General features: G+C 65.5%; 22 protein-coding genes. 7 read left to right on the forward strand and 15 right to left on the reverse strand.

The window, feature by feature from the left end; genetic code table 11:
• Positions 1-444: 444 nt before the first annotated feature.
• The 9 genes from DB30_RS21050 to DB30_RS21090 all read right to left on the reverse strand — a co-directional run bounded on the left by DB30_RS21050 (position 445) and on the right by DB30_RS21090 (position 10,709).
• Positions 445-609, reverse strand: coding sequence for a hypothetical protein (locus tag DB30_RS21050; protein ID WP_153258380.1), 165 nt, complete (start codon positions 607-609; stop codon positions 445-447).
• 21 nt (positions 610-630) lie between these two features.
• Positions 631-1,395, reverse strand: a complete 765-nt coding sequence (locus DB30_RS21055) for a hypothetical protein (RefSeq protein ID WP_146659904.1) — start codon at positions 1,393-1,395, stop codon at positions 631-633.
• Between the two features lie 143 nt (positions 1,396-1,538).
• A complete protein-coding gene (locus DB30_RS21060; protein WP_165703865.1) occupies positions 1,539-2,258 on the reverse strand; it encodes a DNA alkylation repair protein in 720 nt (239 codons plus the stop codon).
• Positions 2,259-2,564: 306 nt separating this feature from the next.
• Positions 2,565-3,032: a hypothetical protein gene (locus DB30_RS21065; protein ID WP_052551770.1), complete on the reverse strand. Its 468-nt coding sequence runs from the start codon at positions 3,030-3,032 to the stop codon at positions 2,565-2,567.
• On the reverse strand, positions 3,026-5,488 hold the full coding sequence (locus DB30_RS21070) for a helicase-related protein (RefSeq protein WP_052551771.1): 2,463 nt from the start codon (positions 5,486-5,488) through the stop codon (positions 3,026-3,028). Before DB30_RS21070 ends, DB30_RS21065 begins: the two co-directional genes overlap by 7 nt.
• The gene (locus tag DB30_RS21075) at positions 5,485-7,623 is read right to left on the reverse strand and encodes a phospholipase D-like domain-containing protein (RefSeq protein WP_052551773.1); all 2,139 of its coding nucleotides are present in this window, start codon (positions 7,621-7,623) and stop codon (positions 5,485-5,487) included. Before DB30_RS21075 ends, DB30_RS21070 begins: the two co-directional genes overlap by 4 nt.
• Positions 7,620-9,221, reverse strand: coding sequence for a hypothetical protein (locus DB30_RS21080; protein ID WP_052551775.1), 1,602 nt, complete (start codon positions 9,219-9,221; stop codon positions 7,620-7,622). Before DB30_RS21080 ends, DB30_RS21075 begins: the two co-directional genes overlap by 4 nt.
• Positions 9,222-9,349: 128 nt before the next feature.
• Complete coding sequence (locus DB30_RS42815; protein WP_146659907.1) at positions 9,350-10,240, reverse strand: DNA topoisomerase IV subunit B family protein; 891 nt, start codon at positions 10,238-10,240, stop codon at positions 9,350-9,352.
• Positions 10,215-10,709, reverse strand: coding sequence for a hypothetical protein (locus DB30_RS21090; RefSeq protein WP_052551778.1), 495 nt, complete (start codon positions 10,707-10,709; stop codon positions 10,215-10,217). Before DB30_RS21090 ends, DB30_RS42815 begins: the two co-directional genes overlap by 26 nt.
• Before the next feature lie 435 nt (positions 10,710-11,144).
• Between DB30_RS21090 and DB30_RS21095 the strand changes: the two genes are divergently transcribed.
• Both DB30_RS21095 and DB30_RS21100 read left to right on the forward strand, forming a co-directional pair.
• On the forward strand, positions 11,145-12,494 hold the full coding sequence (locus DB30_RS21095; RefSeq protein WP_146659909.1) for a hypothetical protein: 1,350 nt from the start codon (positions 11,145-11,147) through the stop codon (positions 12,492-12,494).
• Positions 12,491-12,670, forward strand: a complete 180-nt coding sequence (locus DB30_RS21100; protein WP_052551782.1) for a hypothetical protein — start codon at positions 12,491-12,493, stop codon at positions 12,668-12,670. The genes DB30_RS21095 and DB30_RS21100 overlap by 4 nt, the downstream gene beginning before the upstream one ends.
• 66 nt (positions 12,671-12,736) lie before the next feature.
• Here DB30_RS21100 and DB30_RS21105 read toward each other — a convergent pair whose 3' ends face one another.
• The 3 genes from DB30_RS21105 to DB30_RS21115 all read right to left on the reverse strand — a co-directional run bounded on the left by DB30_RS21105 (position 12,737) and on the right by DB30_RS21115 (position 14,913).
• On the reverse strand, positions 12,737-13,459 hold the full coding sequence (locus tag DB30_RS21105) for a hypothetical protein (RefSeq protein ID WP_052551784.1): 723 nt from the start codon (positions 13,457-13,459) through the stop codon (positions 12,737-12,739).
• Positions 13,460-13,537: 78 nt separating this feature from the next.
• Positions 13,538-13,993, reverse strand: a complete 456-nt coding sequence (locus DB30_RS21110; RefSeq protein WP_146659911.1) for a serine/threonine protein kinase — start codon at positions 13,991-13,993, stop codon at positions 13,538-13,540.
• Between the two features lie 17 nt (positions 13,994-14,010).
• Complete coding sequence (locus DB30_RS21115; RefSeq protein WP_052551788.1) at positions 14,011-14,913, reverse strand: DUF4349 domain-containing protein; 903 nt, start codon at positions 14,911-14,913, stop codon at positions 14,011-14,013.
• A 138-nt stretch (positions 14,914-15,051) separates the two neighbouring features.
• On the opposite strand from DB30_RS21115, the gene DB30_RS21120 reads away from it, so the two are divergent.
• Positions 15,052-16,005: a DUF808 domain-containing protein gene (locus DB30_RS21120; RefSeq protein WP_052551789.1), complete on the forward strand. Its 954-nt coding sequence runs from the start codon at positions 15,052-15,054 to the stop codon at positions 16,003-16,005.
• Positions 16,006-16,021: 16 nt separating this feature from the next.
• On the opposite strand, the gene DB30_RS21125 is transcribed toward DB30_RS21120, so the two are convergent.
• The 3 genes from DB30_RS21125 to DB30_RS21135 all read right to left on the reverse strand — a co-directional run bounded on the left by DB30_RS21125 (position 16,022) and on the right by DB30_RS21135 (position 19,908).
• On the reverse strand, positions 16,022-17,224 hold the full coding sequence (locus DB30_RS21125) for a peptide-N-glycosidase F-related protein (protein ID WP_146659916.1): 1,203 nt from the start codon (positions 17,222-17,224) through the stop codon (positions 16,022-16,024).
• A gap of 64 nt (positions 17,225-17,288) precedes the next feature.
• Positions 17,289-18,911: a peptide MFS transporter gene (locus tag DB30_RS21130; protein WP_052551791.1), complete on the reverse strand. Its 1,623-nt coding sequence runs from the start codon at positions 18,909-18,911 to the stop codon at positions 17,289-17,291.
• Positions 18,912-19,152: 241 nt separating this feature from the next.
• Positions 19,153-19,908, reverse strand: a complete 756-nt coding sequence (locus DB30_RS21135) for a GAF domain-containing protein (RefSeq protein ID WP_052551793.1) — start codon at positions 19,906-19,908, stop codon at positions 19,153-19,155.
• A 247-nt stretch (positions 19,909-20,155) separates the two neighbouring features.
• Between DB30_RS21135 and DB30_RS43425 the strand changes: the two genes are divergently transcribed.
• The 4 genes from DB30_RS43425 (at position 20,156) to DB30_RS21155 (ending at position 24,286) form a co-directional block, all read left to right on the forward strand.
• Positions 20,156-20,698 carry a periplasmic heavy metal sensor gene (locus DB30_RS43425; protein ID WP_146659918.1) on the forward strand — a complete coding sequence of 181 codons (543 nt, stop codon included), beginning with the start codon at positions 20,156-20,158 and terminating at the stop codon, positions 20,696-20,698.
• Between the two features lie 6 nt (positions 20,699-20,704).
• Complete coding sequence (locus DB30_RS21145) at positions 20,705-21,376, forward strand: response regulator transcription factor (protein WP_052551797.1); 672 nt, start codon at positions 20,705-20,707, stop codon at positions 21,374-21,376.
• Between the two features lie 158 nt (positions 21,377-21,534).
• On the forward strand, positions 21,535-22,536 hold the full coding sequence (locus DB30_RS21150; RefSeq protein WP_165703869.1) for a HAMP domain-containing sensor histidine kinase: 1,002 nt from the start codon (positions 21,535-21,537) through the stop codon (positions 22,534-22,536).
• Positions 22,537-22,576: 40 nt separating this feature from the next.
• Complete coding sequence (locus DB30_RS21155) at positions 22,577-24,286, forward strand: FG-GAP repeat domain-containing protein (protein ID WP_052551799.1); 1,710 nt, start codon at positions 22,577-22,579, stop codon at positions 24,284-24,286.
• Positions 24,287-24,317: the final 31 nt, after the last annotated feature.

Below are 24,317 nucleotides of genomic sequence, written 5' to 3' on the forward strand. Positions count from 1 at the left end.
CCCGCACCGGCAAAAGTAAATGTCGCTGACCGGCAAATTTAATTGACGTCGAACACCCGACCTTTGATCCTGCCCAGCCAGCGTGTGTGCTGTTTCACCTCGACTCTGGGTTTCTCGAGGATGTGTACGGTCGCCAGTTCAACCGATTTTACGCCCACGCAGCGGAGCGTCTAGTTGCGCTGTCCGTCGCCTTGGGTGCTAACGATCTTGTCGACGGCTTCATCACTGACCGCTTGCCGTCTCTCGACGAGGTTCCAATCCTGGAGGCGGCTCAACTTCGTGCCTTGTTGTTGCACCCTGAGCCGGTCTCGACCCTCGACGCGGTGCTCGCGGCTCCGTTCGCAGGTCTCGTCACCGGCATCAAGCGCGAGCTTGCCTCGCCAACCGAGATCCGAAAGGTGTGGAACCTCCCCGTGCTGGAGACCGTCACTGGCTTCTCGGTCCTCAGTACCATGGGTGAGCTCCCACGCTTGGAGGAACGGAGACCATTCCGGGACACTCGACATCCTTCAGCGGTGAGATCAAGAAGTCGTCGAGCACCAGCACGTCGAGGTTGGCCAGACGGGTGAGCTTGTTGACGTAGGTCCCGTCGGCGCGGCTGATCGTCACGTACCGAGATGGAGCCCGGGACTACGAGACCGCGTCGTCGTCGTCGTCGTCGTCGAACTCGTAGTCTATCATACTGCTGAGTATCGAATGTCCTCTGATCGTCTCGAAATACTCTGCGGGGCCCCAGATCGGGCGCAGTTGATCCAGCGTCAGCAACGCCTTCTTGATGCCACAAATGGTGCCCGGCGTGATGACACCCCCCTTGTAGGCCGCGCGGACCGAGGCAGGATGCAGGAGCGCCTCCTTCAGAGCGGCCCCATCGAACGTGACGACGTCGTGGAACGACTCGAGGTTTTGGGCATTGAACCCGTCCGTGAGATCGTGCCCACCCAGTGAAATGCCCAAACTCCGCATTCGATCAGCCGCGTCGTGGTTGAGGCGGTGCCAATCATCATCCCGGAGGTCCTTGTAGAGCGAGGCATCCAAGTGGCTAATCAGGCAAACGGGTCGTTCGGGGTCAAAGGTGGGGTAGAGCGCGAGGTTGATGTCGAACAGACGCCGGGCTCCCTCGAACCGAAAGCTCCCCGTCAAGCTCAACCAGCGGTGTTGATTCACGAGCTGTTCGAGAGTCGCTCGCCCGAGGCTATCGATTGTCGGAAATCCATCGAGACACAACTCGTCAACGAGTTTGTCGCCATCAAAGCAGAGTCGCGCCGCGCCGCCGTAGCCCCGAAAGCCAAACTCGTACCGCTCAGTGAGCAGATCGATGGCGTCAGCCAGCATGGTGCGACCGTCGTTCATGGGGACGCTGGCGGTGACGATTGCAGTCTTCAGATAATCGGACATCATTCTTCTCGGTGTTGCTGGATGTGCTGGCGAGCCTCGCCAGCGGGCACGGTCGGGTCACCGGTCTCGGTCTTCGTCGTCCTGCGGCCGAGGTGCTTGCGCCAGACGCCGCAGAGGTCGGTCTCGCCGATCCCGTCAACAGCCTAGCAGTGACGACGTCGCAGACCCGCGGCACCCTCGGCCGGCGTTTTGCCCTTCTTCTCATAGTGCGCAATCGTCTTCTTGATCTCGTCGAGGGGCACTCGCGTCTTGCATGAGCGATTACCCTGGTCGACATCGACCTTGCCAACCCGCTTGGCCACAGCGAGCGCCGCCTTCGAGGTGCTCATGCGGCAGCCGATGCCGATGAGCGCACTGTTCATGTTCGACTTGGTCCCGTTTTGGGCGCTGTGGATCTTGGCCTCGATCTCCTCGAGGCAGACCCGCAGCTCGTCGTCGGTGATTCCGCCCTCCTCGGCGGACCGGTCCGGCTGCGTGGCGAGGAGGCCAACGACGATCCAGCCCATGCCGCAGCGCACGTCGTCCTTCGCCTTGCGCCACTTCCTGGATTGGCGTGACGCGTGGCGGCTGAAGGCGGTGAGCGTGGCGAGTTCGAGGCCCAGGGCCCGAGAGGAGGTGTCCTTTGCCCAGGTGTCGAGCAGCTTCATGGTGATCGACTTCTCCTCGACGATCCAGCAGGCGAACACACGAGCATCGTGATTGCCGGAGGCCCACAGCTTCAGCGCGAGCTCAGTATCGTCCGCGACCTTCTTGTCGAGGGCCTTGAGCGCCGCGTAGCTCGTGCCGAAGGTAGGTCCGTCGAGTCCAAGGCGTTTACAGAGAGCGATGCGCGCGGCCGACCCGCCCGCCTCGAGCTCCTTCATGACCGCGGCATAGCTGTAGCGCTTTGCGTTCTTTGATTTCATCGCTCGAGACCCCTGAGAGGCGCTACTTTATCCCCTTCGCGGTCGGGAGGGCAATCCTATCGATTCGGTCTCGCCGCCAGCGTCGTAACCGGCAGCCCCGCAGTCGTTCGATTCAGGCGTGGGCTCAACATCCGCCTGGTCTGACGCGCAGGCAGTGCCACGGCGACGACACCCTTGCCACGGGACCCTCCAGCATCGAGGACAGAGGGCGCGGAGGCTCAACACCCGATCAAACTCGAGCGGGGGATCGGCTGCAGCGGCGTCCTATCGTGCTGAGGTTGTACGGCGGCGCGGACTGAGAGAGTGCAGACCATCGCTGAGTTCCCGGACGAGCGCGTCAAACTCTTCGCGTTGGAGATCCCCGAGGTACAGCGTGCCCTGCAAGAGCAGCGCGATACGCCGGCTCCCGCCTGGGTCCGGCCCGATGCAGATCCGCGCGTGGAACAGCGTGGCGCCGGCGGCTAGCACCGTGATCGCGTCGTCAGGCGCGAGCGTGCCGCTATGCCCCAGATCTCGAAGTACGCGGAGCAACTCGAGGGTCGGCTCTGCGTCGGGCTGCTGCTCGGATGCAGCGGGGACCTCGAGCACCGCGAACAGCAACCCCTGCGGCGTTGACCACGACCAACGAAAGCGGTTGTGCTCGATCTGTGGGCCGACCCACTCTCGCAGCCGCTGGTCGATGGCGCGTTCGAGCTCATCGATAGGGGCATCGATGTCGGGGATCATCACCATCGGTCCTCCTCGTAGCTCGTGCGCTCCCAAGCATCCGCCCGCCTTGCGGTCTCCAACAACAGCCGTCGCAGTTCGCCGTCGCTCATTGATGATGCGAGATTGGCAGCACGCGCGACGAGAGCGAGCGCCCCGTCACGGCCCGGGAGGGTCGCCAATCCGGCGACCCCCGGTACGGCGTTCCAACGCAACACATCGATCCCCTTTTCGGGTGCAAAGCGGGCGTCGGCAAGGGAGAGTGAGACCACACGATTCATCATCCTGAATAGAGCGACCGTTTGGCTGCGGCCGAGCAAGTCAACCTTAATATAGCAAGCGCCCATTTCGCTCCAAATCGGCAGGTCGGGTGCGATCCGTGCCAGGCGTTGATCGAGATGTGCGTCCACGACTGGGCCGCTGGCCTGCACGAGTTCGCACAACTCGAGAGCACACCAAGGGGGGCGCGCTGTGTTCGAGTCGGCGGCAATATCGATCCTCGGAGGCGCAGGCGGAGGCGCAGGCGCAGGCGCGGGCGCTGAACGCGAGCGACCCGGGGCGAGGTTAGGCGTCACCTCACGCAGAAGCTCTGGGTCGAGCAGGCTGGTGTCGAGCCCAGCGAGCGTGTCGTGATCGGCGATCCGAAGTGCGCGCGCGATGTCGTCGGTGCCAAGCAACACCTCGGCCAAAGCCTGCCGCATCAGCATGCGCTTGAAGATTCGCTCGTCAACGGTATCTCGAATGAAGGGATAGAATATCCAAACATTAGATTGCGCGCCCTTGGCCGGTCGGGCGACTCGTCCATTGCGCTGTTCGACCATCGCTGGATTCCAAGGGAAGTCATGATGGATGAGCCAGATGTCGTCTTTGTCCTCGGGGCCGTCGATGTCGAGCCCCATCTCGGCGACCTTCGATACAAGCAGCGCGTGGACGAGGTTGGTTTGGAAACCGCGGACGTGCTCGTCTCGTTGGTTTTGGTCCGTGCCTCCGTCGATGACCTTCACTTGGCCTCGACCATCGAGCTTGGCCTCGATCTGCGCAGACAATTCGTCGAGCGTGGCGGTACGCTCTACAAACACCAGCACTGGCTTGGGCGTGGGTCCAGATAGGCGCGCGACCACGGCGTCGGCGGTTGCGCGGACCTTGACGTGGTCGAGGTCGACGCCCGGAGTCAGGCCCACCGCCAGTTTGGCAAGCGCAGCTTGAACCCGCTGAGGCGCCAGCGGGGTGCGCACTCTCTCGGCGGCGGAGCTGCCGACTCGTTCCTGTCGATTGCGCAGCGCCTTCGCGGAGGAGGTCAGGGTCTGTTGTTCGGTCGCCACGAAGGTCGTGCGGGACGCGATTGACCCATCCCAGGCGAGGAACAGCAAGCGCTCGGTTGGCTCGTCGAGCATCAGCCCGCGCGATGGATCTGGGAAGGCCGTGCCTTCGCTGATACTCGGTTTTCCATAGCGTGTATGGAGCCAGTCCCTGCGCTTTGGATCGTCCGCGCGGACAATGATCGGTTTGAGCAGCGCCTCGATCAGCGCCTTGGCCTCTCGCACGCGCGTGAAAGCGTCGTGAGCCTCGCGCTGGGTGAGCCGCTCACGCAACCAGTTCTTCAGCGCGCCCTCGTACTGGTCAAAGCGACGCTGGATCGCCGTGGGTGAGAGCTGAGCAAGTAGCTCAGTAGGGAAGTCGATACCGCCGTGTTGCGCCGGGTAGCGGAGGATGCGAGTCAGCCGCGCCAGCTCGGGGGCCGCGTGCAGCTGAAAGGGCGTAGCGGTCAGCATCAGCACACGCTGGACGGGGAGCGGCGCGCCGGGTTTACCGAACAGGGCCTCGATCGCCCTGGCGCGGGTGTTGTGACTGCCGCGAAGCTGGTGAGCCTCGTCGATGATGAGCAGATCGATGCTCTCGATTCGGGTCCGGCCAAGGAATGCATTGGCGTGATCCCGGCGCTTCTTCGTTGGATTGCCCTCGGGGCTGCCCCACTCACCAAACCCGTTGGTGATGCCGCGTGTGTAGTGAGTCGCAAAGATCTGCAGGGCCAGTTGTGCCTCGGCGCGGTGCACCTCCGCGCCGCGGCTCCACGCACTGTGCGAGAGCGCGTGTTCGGGGCTCGACCACAGGTAAGTTGGTTCCTTGGGGTTGGAGCTGAAGGCGCGATGGATGAGACCTCGTTCGGGACTCATCCAGTTGTGTAGCACCGTGGCATTTGGGGCCAGCAGCCCGACGTTGAGTGGCCCGCGACCGGCGTGGGCCTTGGCCCCGGCGAGCACGGCCATCAACGCCATGGCGATCTGCGACTTGCCACGCCCCGTACGTTCGGCAACGATCGCGCCGGGGCTGGTCGCTAGCTGCGAGAGCAGGTGGAGCACGATGTCGCGCTGAAACTCGCGCAGCCCCGGCTGGCTGGGGGTTTCGACTCGAATGTGTTGATCGAGTCGCTCGCGTGCGGCCACGGTCAGCTCGCGCCATGGATTCGCGCTTTGGTCTGTCATTCGACGAGATCGCCTTCCCGGACTGATTCGAAGATGACACTCGCGGCGTCGTCGAGGGCCTCCAACGTTGGGTGAGCGGAGGACTTCCGGCACGCCGCGAGTCGGGTCTCGAAGGCCTGCCACGCCTCGTCCTCCCAGACCCCGACCGGCGGCGACGACAGCTCCGCCCACTTGACCCTGCCCTTGACGCTGGCGGCGTGGTAGCCGAGCAACGCGGCCCGCACCATGGTCCCGAAGTACAGGAGATCTGCGTCCGCAGTGATCTCCACAGCGAGCTGCAACAGCTCTTGGACGCGCACGCTACCGAGCAAGGCGTGGGCGCTGGGCAAGCGCGGTGGAATGCCCTCGACCGACTCTGCGAGGCGGCGCCGAAGACCAAGCATGAGCCGATTGAGCCGCCACGATCCGAGCGGCGCCTCGGTGTCCGAGTCGGGCGTGGTCCCTGCGGCGGTCAGGCCGTCGTCGAGATCCTCGTCATCCGGGTCTTCGCGGCTGCTGCTCGCCGCGAGCCAGAACTCGAGCAAGCGATCGACGCGGCGCCGCCCCGCCGCGGACGCCAGCAGCTCTGACCAGACCCCGGCGATGTCCCCCGGGAGCGGCCACGCGAAGCTGCGCTGCTCGAGCTCGACCGCGATGAAGTATGGACTCAATGTGTCGACGGTGACTTGGTAGTTCCCGGCCACGCCAGCGAGGGCGAATACCTCGTCTGCCAGACGCAACGACACGGGTCCGTCTGGGGCCGAGTCGAATTGGATGCTGACCACGAAGCGTCCATCGGCGCGCTCGACCTGCACCTTCGCGTGATCGAGCGCTTTCAGCCAGCGCTTGGCCAATGCCGTGAGCCCGAACTCCTTGCTGAGATCAGCACCGAGCCGATCTGCGGGGGCCTCGACGACCGAACACGGTACGCATAGCGCTGCCGCGAGGGGTTTTCGAGGCCCAAAAATATCATGCTCGACCTGCTCCTCGTACTCGATGAGGAACCCGGCCTCGAGGCTCGACTGTGCCCCGGCGAGGCCGAGTCCGCCCTCGCTGAAGTTCGAGCTGCCGATCAACAGTCGCCATATATGCCTTGGGATCTTCGCCCGCTTTCGTCGCCAAGCGGCGCCGATGATCTTTGCGTGCAACGGCCGACCATGCTGACCCGAGCCGCGCGGCGTGTGTTCGGTGCCAGTCCGCGTGATGACGGCCGGACGGAAGCTGCCCGAGCCCTCCGCTCGCAATTCATGCAGCCAGCGCGGGGGCGTCGAGAACGAAGCGCCGCTTTGGAGATCGTGCTCGTTGCCCTGCTGCCGACCATCGAGGATCAAGTCGATCGGCCGCAGGTGCTCGCGTGCCCAGCCCAACTTGCGCTCGGCGAATTTGCGCAGCTTCGGTCCTCGCGCAGAGAAAAATGGGGACACGACCAGCCTGCGGACCAACTCTCGAGCGTTGTCTGGCTTCCCTTGGAACCAGGAGCCGACCTTACGCTGAAACTGGTCGGGATCGGCCGTGTGCACGAAGTGGAGATCCTGCTGTGTTTTGTGACTGCGGCGCGTGGGCAGTACGTCGAGCATCGCCTTGTATGCGCGGCTGCGTTCGAGGTTCGAATCAGCGGCGATCGTGGTCAGTAGCTCTCGCAGTTCGACGAGCGATGGAAAGTTGGTGTGCGGTCCACGGACATCGTAGTCCTCGTACGCCGCGGCTTCGAGGTTGGTGGCAAAGCCTCGGCGGGTAAGGTTCGCCGATGACGCGACCAAACGAACTCGAGAATGGCCATTGACGACATAGAGAAGCACCGCGAGCTTGGTGTGTTGGCGCCGTGAGCCGTGGTAGGGGCAAACGTGCAATGATGTGGGCCGCCATGGCGTGGCGCAATCGTGCGATGCCTCTGGGGCGTACACCAGCGCCGTGTGTGGGAGGTCGATCATCGCGGCGCGGTAGCTCCGATGGCCGGGCCCGAGCCCTGGGGGCACGGCGTCGGGGACTGACAAGAAGCCCGGCAGGAGCTCGGTCAGCACGAAGCGAAGATTCAAGTCGTGAGTCGTGAACACGACCGCCTCCACTTGCACATGTCCCTCGTCCTCACGAACATCGTCGAGGCGGATGACCTCACGTAGATCCCGAGCTTTTCCGAGGTTGGCGTAGCCCGTCATCGCGGCCTCCCGAGGATTACATCACCCGCGATCTTGGCGGCCCACCAGTAGTCGGTGATCAGCATGCGACCAGCCGTCTCCTCGGTCTCCTCAGCCTCGGCGTCGACTTGGTCGGCGCTCGCCAATGCGTCTTGCGTGTCGCTGATGTCGGACTCGTTCTCGGCCAGTTCGTCCCCCATCGGGCACGCGACCGCACCCCACGCGAACGGACCTTCGAGGTAGGCCGCTCCCGCGTCCCGTTCGACGAGCGGCAGTACGCGGCCGCCGCCAAAGCGCGGCAAGGTCTCGTGCAGCTCGAGCAGCGCACCAAGATCGAGCCGAGTCGTTTGTTTGATCCATCCGTCGAAGTGCGACACGCCCGAGCCAGGCAGCTGCTCGACCCGAGGGCTGTAGCCGTTCTCAGGCTGCTGCTCGAGTATGGCGAGCCGCTCGAGCGCGGTCAGGTAATCCGAGCGCCCTCGCTCGTACTGTCGCGCCATCCCCGGTGGAGCGAACTTGCCGAATTGCTCGGTGAAGCGGGGGGCGTCGAGTTGCTGATTTGGAAACGCTGCGCGCATCCCCTCGACAAAACACGAACCCAGGATCTCGAACAGCGCCGGGCGCTCGGGGGTTGGGCGCCCCATCAGCACCGACGCAGCGTGGGCCGCCGCGCCGCGCCGTTGATCCCAAAAGTCGCCCGTGACCGTGGTCGAGGCGAGGGCGTCTAGAGGGTGAGTTTCGGGGTGCTCGGAGAACGCACGGACCACTGCCGGGAGGGGACCAGAGCTCCTGTGACCAAAGAATAGCGGATCGGCGTCCACCTGAAACAGTGTGTCCATGATCGTCGCGCTGGACGCGAATCGATCGCTATCAAACGCGCCTGTGTTAGTGACCGGGATCGCCTCGGCGATCCGCCGGGCGGCTGCCTCGCGGTTGCTGTCGTTGTTGAACCTGCGCCCGAGCCGATCGGGGAACAGGCCCCAGTCTTTCAAGGTGCCGAGCGTGATCTTGTTGCGCTTGAGGTCGGCCTCGTAGGCGTCGGCGAGGAGGCGTCCACGATCGGTCAGGCGGTAGCGATCCGTGGGGATGATCTGCGTATGAGTGCCACTGAGCCGCCCCTCACTTGGGGTCATCAACGCGTGTCGCTCGAGCGAACGACGCAGGCAGCCAAGCGCGTTGTTGGCCAGCTCCGAGGCGCGCGAGGCAAAGAAGGGCGGCTCGGGCGACGCGTACTTGGTCCCAAGCTGCTGACGTCGGTGGCGCTCGAACCATTGCGGGCGGTTCCCGTAGCGCCAATATGGGGCGTCCTCGATCGTCGCGCTGAGCATCGCGCCGACTCTCATCGCGCGCTCGAGGCTGCCTATCGCCGCACGCCGGGCCCTCACCCGTGTGCGCGGATCTTCGGCGCTCGCGGTCCGCCCCTGGACCTCGTCGTCTTCCACGATCTTTGCAGCCCAACACAAGATCGGGAACCATGTGCGCCCGCGGACCCGGCCCGTGAAGCCGGGCGCGAGGCGCTGCAGGTAGTGACTTGCTGCTCCGCGAAAACCGAGCGGGTCGATCATCGACAGCCGGCGGCCGAGCTGGCTGGGCAAGGTGAAGAAGAAGTCGTAGGCCATCGGTGGACAGCATACACCCGCGCGAGCGTTGGCAGGGTCCGGTGCGGCCACTGTCACGACATGTTCGCGGCTTTTTGCGGCGAGGGAATTCAGCGGTGCCTGGCACCGCAGACACCACCACCGACACCCTAGCCGGGCAAGTCCAGGCGCGCAGCGTGAACCGCCGCCTTCACGAACTCGCCGACCTCGGGCACATCCAGCTCCGACTTGATGGGGGACGCGGGGCGCGGATGCCGCAGCTCCACGTGCACTGCGCCGACAAGCACCTTGCCTTCGCCGGCCGCCCGAACCCGAACGTTCCTCAGAAATGCCTTCGCGTGTGAGCCGCCATCTTTGGTCTCGACCGCGTTCACCCACGAGCGGACCCTTGATTCCCCCCGGTCGGCCCAACGCCAGGCGACCTCACAGCCGATCGCTCCCGTGTTCAGCACCCCGTGAAAGACACATGTTCCCTCCGTTGGCGTGGGGTCCCACTCGGAGATCCAGTCGCCGAGACCTCCCGGACGCCGCCAGCTACGGGACAGGCCGTCAGCGTTTATGCCAACGGCGATACCCGCGTGCAGAGCCGCCAGCTCGTCCAATCGCGCCGCGAGTCGCTCTACGTCGAAGTCGACACTCGAGAAGATCGTGGGATCCGGCGTGAAGCGGACACGGGTTCCGCTCCCAGGATGACCAGAAGTGGCGAATGCACCCCTCACCGGCCGCCCGCGCTCGTACTCGGCAGTCCAGCCTTCCCCCTCGAACCAGAGATCGAGTTCGAACCGCTCGGACAGCGCATTGGGTACCGCGAAGTCCCCGAAGGGGTGGCTGCACGGGAGAGAGCTGTTCTGCCAACTCGCGGAACTTGGCTGTCGAAAATGGGGAGTGGCGACGGTCGTCGAAAGACGATGAGGGGCCTCACGGGCAGAGGATACTCCACCAGACCGTCCGGTGGGGGCCCGTCGACGACCCGGTTGGGAGGGCGTGCCTGGCTCGCGTCGAACGCCCTCGATACTACTCCTTCGGCACAAAGGCCACATTGACCGCGATCAGGTCCTCTTTCCAATCCTCCTGTCCACCTTTGCGATGGGCGATCTCGGTGCCGCTCATCCTCACATTGAACGGAAACGAATCCTCGGTGACCAGCGTCGAGTCGAAGGTCTCCGCGAGGGTGTGCTTGTCGATGACGTGCACGTGGGTGAAGTGGTCGATCACATCCACGACGGGGACTTGGCCCAGTTGCTCGGAAGCGAGCCGAACCGCCTCGCTGCCCTGCGTGAGAGCCGGTGCATCCCCCGGGCTGAACGAGATCTGATCGACATCGGCCGCGAAGAACTCCTGCCAGACTTCGGGCAGGGTGAAGGTTCCTTCGAGGATGTGCTCGTCTTGCAGCGCCCGATACGATCGCCAATCTTCGACGACGCCTTCGCACTGGTGAGTTGGGCCGAAGTCGACGTAGGCACAGTTACTGGTCACCGTTGACTGGGCGGGGACGGCGGGGACGCCCATCCACCCCAAGGTAGCGTAGGCAACCGAGAACATTAGATTGAGTAGATACATTGTGGGTTCTCCTGGCGGTATTCAGCTTGGGTGGACAAACAGCTAGACTCGAGCATACACGAAATGTGGCAGCAGAGCAGGGCGTTTCAAACGTGATGGATCGTCGGCTCGATCGAAGCGCGACGGGTGCTCGTTATCGGACGCCATCCGGCCACACTGGGGAGCGGGTTTGCTCGACCCAAGCGCTCCCTGTTTTGGAACCCACGGTTGAATGTCCGCTGTGTGGGCGGATCGACGACAAGTGAATGGACGCGTGCGCGCTCCATTCGGCGCAATGATCGTCACCCGCGAACCAAAAGCGGGCGTCCATCCAAGCCGCACCAGCCCGGAGCGCTTCGCGATTCGTGAGCACCTGACCATCCTGGATCTGCTAGGGTCGTGGCCGTGCCGAGCGAGTTCATCCCAGGAGCGTCCGAGATCTTGTGGGAGATCGAGTCCACGCATCTCGACGAGGCCCAGTTTGCCTTCGAGATGTGGGAAGACGCCCTCGACTCGCCGGACTTCACCCTTGGCGACCTCGCTGCCGGGCCCGAGCAGCGCTTGCTCGCCCACGTCGACGCGCTCGCGATCGGGGGCCCTGCGGTTGCCCAACAGTTGCTGGTGCCTGCGACTCGAGACCCCAACGGCTCGACCGAGCGCGTCGCGGTTGCGGTGTTGTCCTGTCAGGACCTGGCTCCAACGCTCGAAGCGCTGGGTATCGCGGAGGCACAGGACCAGGTGCTCGGCCTCGTTCGCGGGCTCGAGCTGCGCGACAACGACGATCTCGACGCCGCGTTGGTCCGAGTGCTACGCAGCGATCCTGGCCGCGCGCGGGCGGGGTTGCTGAAGCTGCTCGCGCGGCGGCGGGTCGCTGTGCAGCCGTGGGGCGAACTTGGAAATTTGGGCAATTCGGAAGACGAGCAGACCGCCCTTGCGGTGGCGCGACTGGCCCGCTTCAGCCCTGACCCGCGCGCGCTCTCGATCATCGGCGCGCTCGCGCAACACGAAGACGCGTCTGTGCGAGACGCGGCGCTTCAGACCGCGCTGCTGCGTGGCGTGACCGGAGCGTGGGAGTCGAGCGTGTACTGGGCATTCACCGACCACGAGTCCGCTGCTCGGCGGCAGGCGCTCGTCCGGGTCGCGTGCCTGGGAGATGACGCAGCACGAGCCCGCGTGGTCGCGCTCGTGGAGGACCCCACCCACCGCGCGGACGCCCTGTGGGCCGCAGGCTTCACGGGGTCGCTCGCCGCGGTTCATCAATGCATGCCCTTGCTCGAGGACGACGAATGGGGCCCGCTCGCGGCTGAAGTGGTGTGCGCGATCGCGGGGCTCCCGACGGACGACGAGCAGTTTTGGCGTGACCCGGCGCCAACAGACGACCCCGAGATTGGGCTTCCCCCACTGCAAGCGGAGAACCTCGACATGGACCTCACGCTCTCTCCGGAGGCGCTGTTGCCCGTGCCAGACCCCCAGGCGATCGCGGACTGGTGGCGAGGCCGCGAGACGCAATTCGATCCAAGTCTGCGCTATTTGGGTGGCCGTGTGCTGGACGCGGCCGTGCTCGAGCAGGCCCTTCACCACGCGCCGCTTCGACGTCGGCACGCCCTCGCGTTCGAGCTCGAAGCCCGCAGCAACTCAACGCTGCATGTCGCCACGCGTGCGTTGGCCTGTGTTCAGCATCAGCAGCTTGCCAGGCTTGCACAGCACCCCGACTTTGCAGGCCTGGATTTTCAACGGGGTCGCCCGGCGCGGTGAGCCCGCTACTCCCGTTTACCCCGTGGACGCCGGGCTGCGGCGAGCCGCCGCCCTTCGTCGAGTGCTTGGGCACCCCGCCGCCGTGTGCCGAGGAGTACTGCAGCTGCGCGGGGGAGACCGTGGAGGGCTGCGGGCAGGTCAGCGAGCCGTTCGAGCATGTGGGGCCGTGCGAGTGAGCGCTGGCGCCTCGAGGTGACCAACCGAGCGGTCGGCCCGCGAGCACGCCCCCAGCACGCGGGGCGCTACTCGGAGGGCGACCGAGTCTGCTCGTCGCAGGTCATCAGCTCATCCAAAGTCGACCCCTCCATGATGCACCTCATCTGCCTCGAGAACGCAGCCGCGCCGCGCTTTTCCCTCTCTGCTTCGAGGTCGACCACACACTTGTCCGTGTGCATTTGCATCTCCTCTTGCGTTGGCTGCCGGGCGCCGGGCTTGGGAGGGCCCATCTCGTGCTTCAGGATCTCCATGAGATGGACGCAAACCTCTGTGTTGGTCGGCGTACCGTCGTCAGGCTCATCATCACACGCCTCCAATTGGGCGAATGTGCGAGCGGCGAGGACGCAGTCCGCTTGCTGACGGAACTTGGCCTCACCGACCTGCGCCCGTTCCACGCCTGCTTCGTTCACGCATGAAGCTCGAATCTCCTCGATCTCGCTAACCGGGATCGCGGTGAACTCGTCACCCAATTCTCGCTTCATCAATTGAATGACGTGATCGCACAGCGCGAGGAGCGAGAGCGAGACGTCATGCTGGGCGGAAGACTCGAGCTCGGGCGCGGCGACCCACGGATCGTTGGAGCGGGGTGGGGGGGCTGCGGCCTGCTCCGGGCCTGAAGCGTCTGGGCGGTGGCCTGCGCAGGCCGCGATTGTGAGCGCGATCGATGTTGCGATGACACCGATGAGCTTGGTTCTTGGCAGCCTGAGCCCGGCTCGCTGGAATTTTGTGTCGTCCGCAGCGTCGATCATCGCGCGATGATCTCGGATACGGCGCAGTGTTGCAAGGATGACGGTCCCCGAGCCGCCCCGAGCCACGCTGCGCGCTTGTCAGCCCACGTTCAGCGACCCGATCGCCGCCTCGACCTGCGCGGCCTTGGGCTCGAAGAACGCTGCATCACCGCCAGCTTCGACCACAACCACCCGAGCGTCCGTCACGAACACCGACAGCCAATACACCATCTCGCGGCCGCCATCGTGGAGCACATAGCGCAGCTGCTTGCCCGCGTGACCATCGGCCGATTTCACGTCAACCCGGTCCAGCGGCTCATAGCCGGTCTTGCGTAGCTGTACGTCCAAGGTTGCGGACCAATAGAGCAGGTCGCCGCTGGGCCGGTTCTTCTCGGTCCGCACGGCGATCACCACACCTTCGCCGTCGCTTGCCCGAAAGTCGTAGGTCTTGCCCTCGTCGTGGGCGGCGAATCCAGTTGGGGTGGCGAGGGTCGTGGTGGCGCAGCCGCCAAGCAGACAGACGATCGCAGTGACAATCAATAGGGAGCGTTTCATTGTCGTGATCCTTGCGGCTAGTTGCCAAAGTTCATCAGGCTGTTGACGCCAACGTTGGAGATCCAGTCGGCAGAGGTGGACAGGGTGCGCGGCGGGCTGGCGGGTGTCGACGCGCCGTCATCAGCGGCGATCTTGACCTCGCGCTGCTCGGGCCGCTCGCTGAACGCGATCGAGATGGTCGAGAACGCGGCCTGCGAGGACAACAACCGAATCCGGCCTTCAATGTGGTCGATCTCGGCGGTCACCCGCTGCAGCTCTTTTTCAACCGTCAGGATCTGCGCCAGGTCCTTGGACTGGGCCAGCAGCTTCTCGATCCGGCCGCGCGTGGCCTTGAGGTTGTCGAGCTGGACCTGCAGATCGTGGTATTCCTCGGACACATCGAGGGCCTGAACGGCGCGCGACAACACGTCGCCAAGGCCCTCGAGCTGCGACATGACCTTGCGAAAGCGCTTGGACGGGACCCGCAAGGTCAAGGTGGTGTCGGTCATCTGGGCGACGTAGCCGCCCGAGGAAACGGCGAGACCCACGGCGGTGTCAATGGTCTTGGCGGTGACAGAAAAGTCGACCTTGATCGCCAGCTGACCGGTGAAGATCAGCATCTGATCGACGGCGTCGGCCCCAACGGTGTCGAGCGGCTCGATCGCGGGCTCGGCCTGATCGGGGGCGGCGGTGATCTGGGTGGGCGCTGGCGCCCCAAACACGGAGCTTGGCAGGGCGCCGGTGGACGCGGGCGCCATCTCCACGCTGGGGGCGCCACCAGCTGTGGGGGCCGGGCCAGCGAGGCTGCCGTCATCGGCACGCATGGCGGCGTCGCCTGGATACGAATCGTAGTAGTCGGGGGAGTTGGGCGCGCTGTGTTTGGCAGCGCAGGCGCTAGTTGAAGCGAAGATCAGACACAAGAGGGGGATCGGGGCGCGCATGTTGGATGCTCCTGGGGTTCGCCGCGGCCCAACGCAGGCAGAGCTGGGCCCGCTTACATCGGAGCGCACACCACGAAGGACCCCGAGCGCTGTACGGCGGCGAGGCATCCGCTACTATCGCGGTCCGCACGGAACGCCATGCCCGGATCCAGCCTCCTCGCCCTGCTCGACGACATCACGACGATCCTCGACGACGTCGCCGCCCTGACCAAGGTTGCGACGCAGAAGACGGCGGGGGTGCTAGGTGACGACCTGGCCCTCAACGCGCAACAGGTCGTGGGGGTCAAGGCCAACCGCGAGCTGCCGGTGGTGTGGGCGGTCGCCAAGGGGTCGATGGTCAACAAGGCGATCTTGGTGCCGGCGGCGTTGCTGATCAGCGCGGTGGCGCCGTGGGGGATCACGCCGCTGCTGGTGCTGGGCGGGCTGTTTCTCTGCTACGAGGGCGTCGAAAAGCTCGCGCACAAGCTCCTGCACCCCAAGCCCGAACGCGAGGCACACAAGGCCGAGCTCGCCAAAGCTGTCGTGGATCCCAACGTGGATCTGGTCGCGCTCGAGCGCGACAAGATCAAGGGCGCGGTGAAGACCGACTTCATCCTCTCGGCCGAGATCATCGTGATCGCGCTGGGGACCGTGTCGGCCGAGGCGTTTCCGGTTCGGGTCGGCGTGCTCGTTGGGATCGCCGTGCTGATGACGGTGGGCGTGTACGGACTGGTCGCGGGGATCGTGAAGCTCGATGACGTTGGCCTGTACCTGACCCGGCGCGAGGGTGAGGGCCGGCTGGTCGGGCTCGCCAATCGCACGGGTCGGTTCTTGGTCAACGCGGCGCCGTACTTGATGAAGTTCTTGTCGATCGCCGGGACCGCGGCGATGTTCCTGGTCGGCGGCGGCATCCTCACCCACGGCATCCCGCCGCTGCACCACTTGCTCGAGTCCGTCACCACGTGGGCGGCTGGGCTCGGCGGCTTCGCGGGCTGGATCGTGCCGCAGCTGTTCAACGCGCTGGCTGGGGTGCTGGCGGGGGCGATCGTGCTCGCGTTGGTGACGCTGGTGACCAAGCTGTGGCCGCGCAAGGCCGCGCAGTCGCCCGCCTGAGCCACACCCGGCCGGGCTATTGGGCCTGGACGTAGAGCGAGAACGGGATGTTGCCCTGGCCGTCCACGAACACCGCGTCCGGGACGTCGATCACGAACTCATGGGCGCCAGCGTCAGCGGGGCCCCACGGGATGATCCGAATGTCGATCACGTCACCGGGGCACCAATTGCTGAACGACTGCCACTCGGCGTCAGACTTGGGGAATTGCCCGTAGATGCCGTTGCCCTGGGTATTGTAGATGCGGAAGGGCTCACAGGTGTCGCGCCCTGGCTTGTACTGCAGCGCCAGCTCACCGTCGATGTATGCGTAGTGCTCGCGGCGATTGTACTCTTCGCCCCCGGCGTTCGCGCCGTGGTTCGAGGTGATCAGCACGAGCTGTGCGTTGGCCGTGTCCGCTGGGAGCTCGAAGTTGACGGTCTTGCGCGTGGTCCCGATCGCGTCGCTGGCACCCTCGGCGTAGTTGTTGAAGGACTCGCTGTTTGCCAGTGGCAGCAACACATTGAAGTCTTCGGGCTCTTCCATGCTGTCCGTGTAGAGCAGCAGCGAGCCAAGCTGCGTGTCGATCCGGCCTTCGCACCCGGGGACCTCGTTGTTGGCGGCGTAGGGGACCCCAAAGATGCTCAGCTCGAACCACAGGTCGTACGCAGCGAGCAGCTCCGGGCTCTTCAAGATCGGCACGACGCTGTCGACCTCGAACTCATAGGGGACCTCTTTGGGCGACTTGTTCATGTTCATGAACGGCGTGATGAAGCGCGCCACCTCCAGGCGCTGCACATCCGCGGGCACATACGTCTGCGCGCCCTTGGGGACCAGGGCCAGGTGCACGGCGCCGATCCGGTCGTAGTTGTCGCACAGCGCGCCAACGATCACGCCGATCTTCAGGGTCTTCTGGATTGACGCGAGCTGCTCGTCGCTGAGCTTGATCGCGTGCAGCGAGTTGCTGTGCCGCAGTACGCCCTCGGGTACGGGCTCGTCGACGGTCGCCGCGTAGCCGTCGTAGAACACGACGTCCTCCATGAGCCAGATGATCTCGGGATTTGGGTCGGGTGGATCGCCGTCGCCATCGCCGTCACCGTCACCGTCACCGCTGCTGTCAGTGCTGTCCTCGGTCCCCGCGGTCTCGCCGTCACCCACGTCCTCGCCCGGCGGGCTCCCGCAAGCGGCGAGCGCGGTGGCCAAGCAGACACAGGGGATCGAGCGGAGCACGGTCAACAGCATGCTCGCAGGGTAGCAGTGAGGCGCTCGCGAGCGGGCGAGAAACCTCGCCCGCGCTGAACCCACGCTACTTGACGCCGTGCATCATCTTGTTGAGCCAGCGCGACAACAAGATCAGCACCACGCCCACGCTGACGATCACGATCCCAAACGTCTGGTAGGTGCCGACGTAGGTGTTCATGACCTCCTGGGCGGCCATCTCTGCGCCATCACCGGCACCCTCTTCGGCGCCCGTCAGCTTGGCCAGCCCGGCGGCGACCTTGTTGGCGAACGCGAAGCTCAGGAACCACGCGCCCATCACGGTACCGGTGAGGTGCGCGGGCGCGAGCTTGGTGACCATCGACAGGCCGATCGGTGAGATGAACAGCTCACCGGTGGTGTGCAGCAGGTACATGAGCACCAAGAACACCAGCGCGACCTTGTAGTCGGGCCCGACCATGGCCGCGCCAACCAGCAAGACCAGGAAGCCGCAGCCAAGCTGGATCAGGCCAAACGCGAACTTGAGCGGGATGTTGGGGTTGATGTTTTTCTTGTCGAGCTTGACCCACATCCACGAGAACACGCTGCCGAAGATGATGATGAACGCTGGGTTGAATGCCTGGGTGTTGGTGGTGGGCAGCTCCCAGTTGATCAGATCGATCTGGCGGTCCACGGCGCGGTCGGCAAACAGCGTCAGCGAGGTCCCGGCCTGCTCGAACAGGGCCCAGAACATGATGTTGAACACCATCAGGATGAACAGCACGATCATGCGGTCGCGCTGAACGGTGCGCTTTTCGGGCGGGGCGTTCTTGCCGGCCTCGCTCGCGCCGCGCAGCAGGTTGATGACCACGATCGTCATCGTGACCGCGAGCAGCACGTCGACGAAGCTGAACCCGAAGAACACCTTTTGCTGGATGGTGGCGACCGCGTTGACCCAACCGGCGGCGTTGTCACCTGCAGCCGCGACCGCGCCCTCGCTGACCAGCAGGAAGTACAAGATCGGGATGATCCCCAGCGAGCCCAGCACGGTCACGTGCCAGCGGCTGAGCGGGCCCTTCCACGGCTCCATGAGCTTCTTGGCGTCGGGCGGGTGGCCAAGGCCCTGCAGCTTGCCCTGGCCGCCCATGAAGATGCCGATGCCCACCAGCATGCCGACGCCAGCGAGGCCGAAGCCCCACACGTAGCCGTAGACCTCGCCGACGTAGCCGACGACCGTGGTCGCGAGCACGGCGCCGATGTTGATGCCCATGTAGAAGATCGTGAAGCCAGAGTCGCGGCGGGCGTCACCGTCTGCGTAGAGCTTGCCAACGATCGACGAGATGTTGGCCTTGAAGTAGCCGTTGCCAACGATGATCGTGCCCATGCCCAGGAACAGCAGCATGTTGCTGTCGGGCATCTGGCCGTTGAAGACCAGCATGAACTCGCCGATCGCCATGAGAATGCCGCCCATCACGACCGCGCGGCGATAGCCAAGCAGCTCGTCGGCCAGCTTGCCGCCGAGCACCGGGGCCGCGTAGACCAGCGCCGTGTAGGCGCCGTAGATGCCGTAGGCCGGCTTGTCGGCCATCAGCAGCTCCTTGGTCAGATACAGGACCAGCAGCGTCCGCATGCCGTAGTAGCAAAAGCGCTCCCACATCTCGGCGAAGAACAGGACGTAGAGGCCGGGCGGGTGGCCTTTTTGCTGGCTGGGTACGGCGGTCGAATTGCTCAAGGTCGTGCTCCGAGGGACGGGGGATGCTGACAGGGTGAGCCGTGCGCTGCAATGAGCGAATGCACGTCAGCGCCCGAAACACTTCGCTGCCCGCGGTGAACCAGTCTACGAAGCTGTCCGCAAGCGGGCGAGAAGCCCTCGCCCGAGCTGAAAACAGACCGAGATCATCGAGGTCATCGAGATCACCGACACTGGGCCGCGCGCAGCGAGTTGCGCGCCCTGGGCCTCGCCCGAGCTGAGCTCACTTGCCCAGGCGCAGGAGCTCGTCGGCGGCGTCGGGGTAGTGCTCGCGGACGCAGTCGGGGCAGATGCCATGGGTGAAGCGACTGCCGGTCTTGGCCTGGACCAGGCGCTCGAGCGTTGACCAGTGGTTCTCGTCGTCGCGGACCTTGCGGCAGTGCGAGCAGATCGGGATGAGCGTGGCCAGCGTGCGGATGCTCTGGACGGCGCCCTCGAGCTCCGATTCCGTGCGACGCAGCTCGAGCATCTGCACGACCTGGCCGGCGAGCGCGAGCAGCAGCTCGGTCTCGCGTGGGGTCACCGCGTGCGGTGTCTGCCCGAACACGCACAGGCTTCCGATCTGGTGACCGCAGCGGACCTCGAGCGGCACACCCGCGAAGAACCGAAGCTGCAGCGGCCCCGTGACGAGGGGGTGAGCGGCGAAGCGCGGGTCGGTGCTGATGTCTTCGATCACCAGCAGCTGCCTGGCTGCGATCGCGGCGGACCCAAAACCCAGCTGAGTCGGAAGCGACGCGAGCTCGACACCGTATGCCGATTTGGTCCACTCGCGCGCGGCGTCAACCAGCGTGATCAACGTGACGGGCAGATCGAGCGCGAGCGATGAGATCTTGGTGAGCGCGTCGAAGCGCGGCTCTGGCTCGCTGTCGAGGATTGCGTACCCGTGCAGGGTGTCGACGCGCGCGTTGTCTTCGTTGACGCCCGCGTCGCCATGGTTGGCGCGTGCGTTGCGACCTTCAATCGCTACGCCTTCGCTCACGCTGCCCCCCGACGAACCATGCCCAGAGCATACGCGAGGCTACCGGGCTCGGACCACCCGCGATCATCAATCGATCTCTCGACCATTCAACGGTCCTTCGACCCTACTGTCTTTCGACCCGTTGGACGATCTTCGGGCCAGGAGTGACAGCCAGTTCATGCACGAGCGCGCTTCACACTTCTTCATGTTCTCGGGTCTTTGGACTTAACACTCGCTGTTCAAGCTGCGGTCCAGGAGACATGAACACATGATCGGAATCATCATCGGAGCAGCAGCAGCATTTGGAATTTGCGCGTACTTTCGCCGTCACGGCCGTCACGGCCGTCACGGACGCCATGCAGGACACTGCGGGTCGCGTGATCAGCATGGCGGTCGTCATCGCCGCGGTGGGTGGGGAGCGCACGGGCCGTACTGGGGTGGGGGGCGTTCGGGCTTTGGATCACGAGGCGCGGCCCGCTGGGTCGCTATGTTTGCTGATCGGGTCGCGGCTAGCCCGGCGCAGGAGGAGGTCATGCACGACGCCACGCGGGAATTGTTCCGCGAGCTGCGATCGCTGAAGGACGAGGCCAAACGATCACGCGGCGATCTTGGCGCGGCGTTCGGCACCGAGCGCCTCGACGAGGAGCGGATGGGCGAGCTGTTCGCGCGCCACGACGAGCTGCTGGCCAGCGCCCGCAAGGCCGTCGTGGGGGCGCTCGCCAAGATCCACGATGTCCTCGATCCCAACCAGCGCGAGCAGCTGTCGCGCTGGCTCGGCGACCGCGGCGGGTTCGGACCCTATAGGATGTGAGCCGCAATGGTCCGCGTGCTCCTGATCGACGACGACGCCCGGCTGTTCGAGCTGCTGTCGGGCTACCTCACGCAAAACGGCGTCGATCTCGAGCACGCGCGCGACGGCGCGACGGGTCTGCGAGCCCTGGGCGAAGAGACCCACGACGCCGTGCTGCTCGACGGCATGATGCCGGGCATGGACGGGCTCGAGGTCCTGCGTCGGATTCGCGAGCGCAGCGCGATCCCGGTGTTGATGCTGACGGCGCGCGGGGACGAGGCGGATCGGGTCGTCGGTCTCGAGCTCGGGGCCGACGACTACATCTCAAAGCCGTTCTCGTCGCGCGAGCTGCTTGCGCGGTTGCGGGCGGTGCTGCGCAGGATGGCGCCGTTGGTCGGGAGCGAGCGGTTGTCGGCCAATGGCGTCGTGGCCGAGCTCGGTACCCGTGAGGTCCGGGTCGAGGGCGAGCTCGTCGAGCTGACGGGGCTCGAGTTCGATCTGCTGGTCGCGTTGCTGCGCCGGGCTGGGCGGGTCGTGCCGCGCGCGGCGTTGCTGCGCGAGGCCGGCCGCGACGACACCAGCGTGGGCGAGCGGACCGTTGATGTGCACGTGTCGAAGCTGCGCAAGAAGCTGGGCGGTCACGACAAGATCAAGACGGTCCGCGGGGTTGGCTACGTGCTCGGGCGAGGTGAGGGGTGACGTCGGCCGAGCGCGAGCCCGATCACTGCGATCCGCGGGGTCGAGCTGGTCGAGCTGGTCGAGCTGGTCGAGCTGGTCGAGCTGGTCGAGCTGGGCGACCTGGACGTGCGCATGGCCACCGTCGCCGGCGAGCCCGGCCGTCGCGCTTCGTGTGGTGGGTGCACCACAGCCTGCGCCGCCGCCTGTTTGGCTGGTTTGGGTTTGCGATCCTGATCAGCGTTGGCCTTGGCTACGCCATTCATGGGCTGGTCGAGCCATCCAGCCTCGCGCTGCCGCTGGCGCTGGGTGGCGGGGCGATGGTGTTGTGGATCGCGTCGGGCGGGATCGCGTGGGCGGTCACGCGGCCCTTGGTCGAGTTGGTGTCGGTCGCCCGCGACATCGGCGAGGGCAAGCTGGATCGTCGGATGCGCTTGGGACGGTTGGGACGACGGGGCAGGGGGCGCGGCCACGGGGGCGAGGTCGCGGTCTTGGCCGAGGCGGTCAACACCATGGCTGCTCGGATCGAGCAGCAACTCGCGGATCAACGCGAGCTGCTGGCCGGGGTCTCGCACGAGCTGCGGACGCCGCTGGGGCACTTGCGGGTGCTGATCGACACCGCGCGCGAAGCTGGCGAGGCGGCGCCTTCGGGCATGCTCGACGAGCTCGAGCGCGAGGTCATCGAGCTCGACGCCCTCGTGGACCAGCTGCTCGCGCATTCCCGGCTCGAGTTCGCTCGTGTCGAGCGGCGGCCGCTCGATCCGGTCGAGCTGGCCGTGCGTGCGCTCGAGCGCGTGGGTGAGGACGCCAGCAAGATTGAGGTCGAGTCCGAGGTCGAGCAGGTGTCGGGCGATCCCACGCTGCTCGGTCGCGCGCTGGCCAACCTGCTGACGAACGCTCGCGCGCACGGTCGTGGTTTGGTCGCCCTGCGGGTCTACGACGGCGAGCCGGGGGAGCTGTGCTTTTGCGCCGAGGATCGCGGGCCCGGCTTCGCCGAGGGCGAGCCCGAGCGGGTGTTCGCTTCGTTCGTGCAGGGACGCGAGCGACGGGGTGGCTCGCTGGGGTTGGGGCTGTCGCTGGTCGAGCGCGTGGCGGTGGCCCATGGCGGCCGCGCGTGGGCAAAAAACCTGGCGGATGGCGGAGCTAGCGTGGGGTTTTGCGTGGCGCTTGGCGATCTGCAGTAATGAGCTGCGACACGGGTCGCGCAGGTGTTAGCGTGCGCGCATGGATACGTCATCGCCTGCTCGCTCGACCCTGATCGTCGCCGCGCTCTCGCTCGCCGCCTGTGGCGGTGGTCAGCAGTCCGAGGCCGACGGCGACAGCGGTGAGGACATCGTGATCACGAGCGCAGAGACGACCGGCGGCGACCAGGGGGATGGTGACGGTGACGGCGACGGCGACGGTGATGGCGACGGCGACGGTGATCCTGGCGACGGCGACACCGGGCCGATCAAGTTCGACATGACGATCCCCGACGCCGACGACACTGGCGGTTTCGTGGACGAGTGCAAGGTCGCCGACAACATGAACGCCGTCGGCGAGTGCGAGGAGTCGGCGCCACCCGACAGCTTCGAGCCCGACATTCAGTGGACCTTTGGCGCCAACGAGAAGAGCTGGGTCACGCCCTTGGTCGGCAACTTCACAGACGACAACGACGACGGCGAGATCGATCTGTGCGACGTCCCCGACGCGATCTTGGTCTCGAATACCTCGATTAGCTATGGCACCGACTGCTATGTGCACTTTCTAGATGGCGAGACGGGGGTCGAGCACTTCAACATTCCGCCCAGTGAGCACGTGTCGTGCGTGGCGACCCCGGCGTTTGGCGACATTGACAATGACGGGCTGCCGGAGCTCGTCACGGTCTGGAACAGCCCCGGCGGCGTGTTTCGGCTCAAGGCCTTCGAGCACGACGGCACGGTCAAGTGGACCAACACGACCGACGGCGGCGCGGCCAATCAGTTTTATCGGCAGTCGGGGGCGATTGCGATTCACGATCTCGACGCCGACGGCGATCCCGAGATCATCTTCAACCACGAGGTCTACGACAGCGACGGGTTCTTGCTGTGGGAGCACATTAACCCCGCGCCCGGCGAGCTCGAGGCCAGCGTGGGCGTCGACCTAGACGGCGACGGGCTGATGGAGGTCGTCACCGGGCACTCGGCCTACCACTTTGATGGCAGCGTGTACTTCGAGAACTATCCAACCATCACGGGCCAGTCGATCCCGCAGATCGGCAACCTCGATGACGACCCCGAGCCCGAGATCTTCGTGACCTCGGGCCAGGGCTTGTTCTTGGTCGAGCACGACGGGACGATCAAGTGGGGCCCGGTCACGCCCACCGGGGTCGCCGCGGGCGCGTACTTGGTGTGGCAGCGGCCGGGCACGATCCACGACTTCGACGGTGATGGGATCGCGGAGATGGCCAGCTCTTCGCGGCAGTTCTACTCCGTCTACCAGGGTCCGCTCAACGCCGACGTGCTGTGGCAGGCGATGGTCTCGGACAACTCTGGCGCGGCGGGGGGCACGGCCTTCGACTTCTTGGGCGACGGGGTGGCCGAGGCGATGTACGCCGACGAGCAATTCATGCGGATCTACGACGGGCAGACCGGCGCCGTGTTGTTGCAGCAGGCGCGGGGCAGCGCGACGATCTCCGAGTACCCCACCGTGGCCGACGTCGACAATGACGGCTCGGCAGAGATCCTGGTGGTCTCGATGTCGGCGCAGCCGGCCCTGCAGGTGATCCGCGACGTCGAAGATCGGTGGATCCAAGCCCGCCGGATCTGGAATCAGCACGCCTACTACGTGACCAACGTGCGCGAGGACGGGACCATCCCCGTCCAGCCGATCGACAACTGGGAGACGCTCAACACCTACCGCACCAACGCCCAGATCGAGGGTGGGGGGCTGTGCCTGCCCGACCCACAGGGCTGAGCGGGGGCTGAGCGGGGGCTGAGCGGGGGCT

Origin of the sequence: Enhygromyxa salina (assembly GCF_000737335.2) — a bacterium.
GTDB classification, from domain to species: domain Bacteria; phylum Myxococcota_A; class Polyangia; order Nannocystales; family Nannocystaceae; genus Plesiocystis; species Plesiocystis salina_C.

Bases quoted from the DNA above. Each gene is read 5' to 3' on its own strand.
- DB30_RS21070 (WP_052551771.1), bottom strand. From the start codon at position 5,488: ATGACAGACCAAAGCGCGAATCCATGGCGCGAGCTGACCGTGGCCGCA.
- DB30_RS43425 (WP_146659918.1), top strand. From the start codon at position 20,156: ATGATCGGAATCATCATCGGAGCAGCAGCAGCATTTGGAATTTGCGCG.
- DB30_RS21105 (WP_052551784.1), bottom strand. From the start codon at position 13,459: ATGATCGACGCTGCGGACGACACAAAATTCCAGCGAGCCGGGCTCAGG.
- DB30_RS21075 (WP_052551773.1), bottom strand. From the start codon at position 7,623: ATGACGGGCTACGCCAACCTCGGAAAAGCTCGGGATCTACGTGAGGTC.
- DB30_RS21080 (WP_052551775.1), bottom strand. From the start codon at position 9,221: ATGGCCTACGACTTCTTCTTCACCTTGCCCAGCCAGCTCGGCCGCCGG.
- DB30_RS21120 (WP_052551789.1), top strand. From the start codon at position 15,052: ATGCCCGGATCCAGCCTCCTCGCCCTGCTCGACGACATCACGACGATC.
- DB30_RS21055 (WP_146659904.1), bottom strand. From the start codon at position 1,395: ATGTCCGATTATCTGAAGACTGCAATCGTCACCGCCAGCGTCCCCATG.
- DB30_RS21065 (WP_052551770.1), bottom strand. From the start codon at position 3,032: ATGGTGATGATCCCCGACATCGATGCCCCTATCGATGAGCTCGAACGC.
- DB30_RS21090 (WP_052551778.1), bottom strand. From the start codon at position 10,709: ATGGGCGTCCCCGCCGTCCCCGCCCAGTCAACGGTGACCAGTAACTGT.
- DB30_RS42815 (WP_146659907.1), bottom strand. From the start codon at position 10,240: ATGTGGCCTTTGTGCCGAAGGAGTAGTATCGAGGGCGTTCGACGCGAG.
- DB30_RS21060 (WP_165703865.1), bottom strand. From the start codon at position 2,258: ATGAAGGAGCTCGAGGCGGGCGGGTCGGCCGCGCGCATCGCTCTCTGT.
- DB30_RS21155 (WP_052551799.1), top strand. From the start codon at position 22,577: ATGGATACGTCATCGCCTGCTCGCTCGACCCTGATCGTCGCCGCGCTC.
- DB30_RS21110 (WP_146659911.1), bottom strand. From the start codon at position 13,993: ATGAAACGCTCCCTATTGATTGTCACTGCGATCGTCTGTCTGCTTGGC.
- DB30_RS21125 (WP_146659916.1), bottom strand. From the start codon at position 17,224: ATGCTGTTGACCGTGCTCCGCTCGATCCCCTGTGTCTGCTTGGCCACC.
- DB30_RS21145 (WP_052551797.1), top strand. From the start codon at position 20,705: ATGGTCCGCGTGCTCCTGATCGACGACGACGCCCGGCTGTTCGAGCTG.
- DB30_RS21115 (WP_052551788.1), bottom strand. From the start codon at position 14,913: ATGCGCGCCCCGATCCCCCTCTTGTGTCTGATCTTCGCTTCAACTAGC.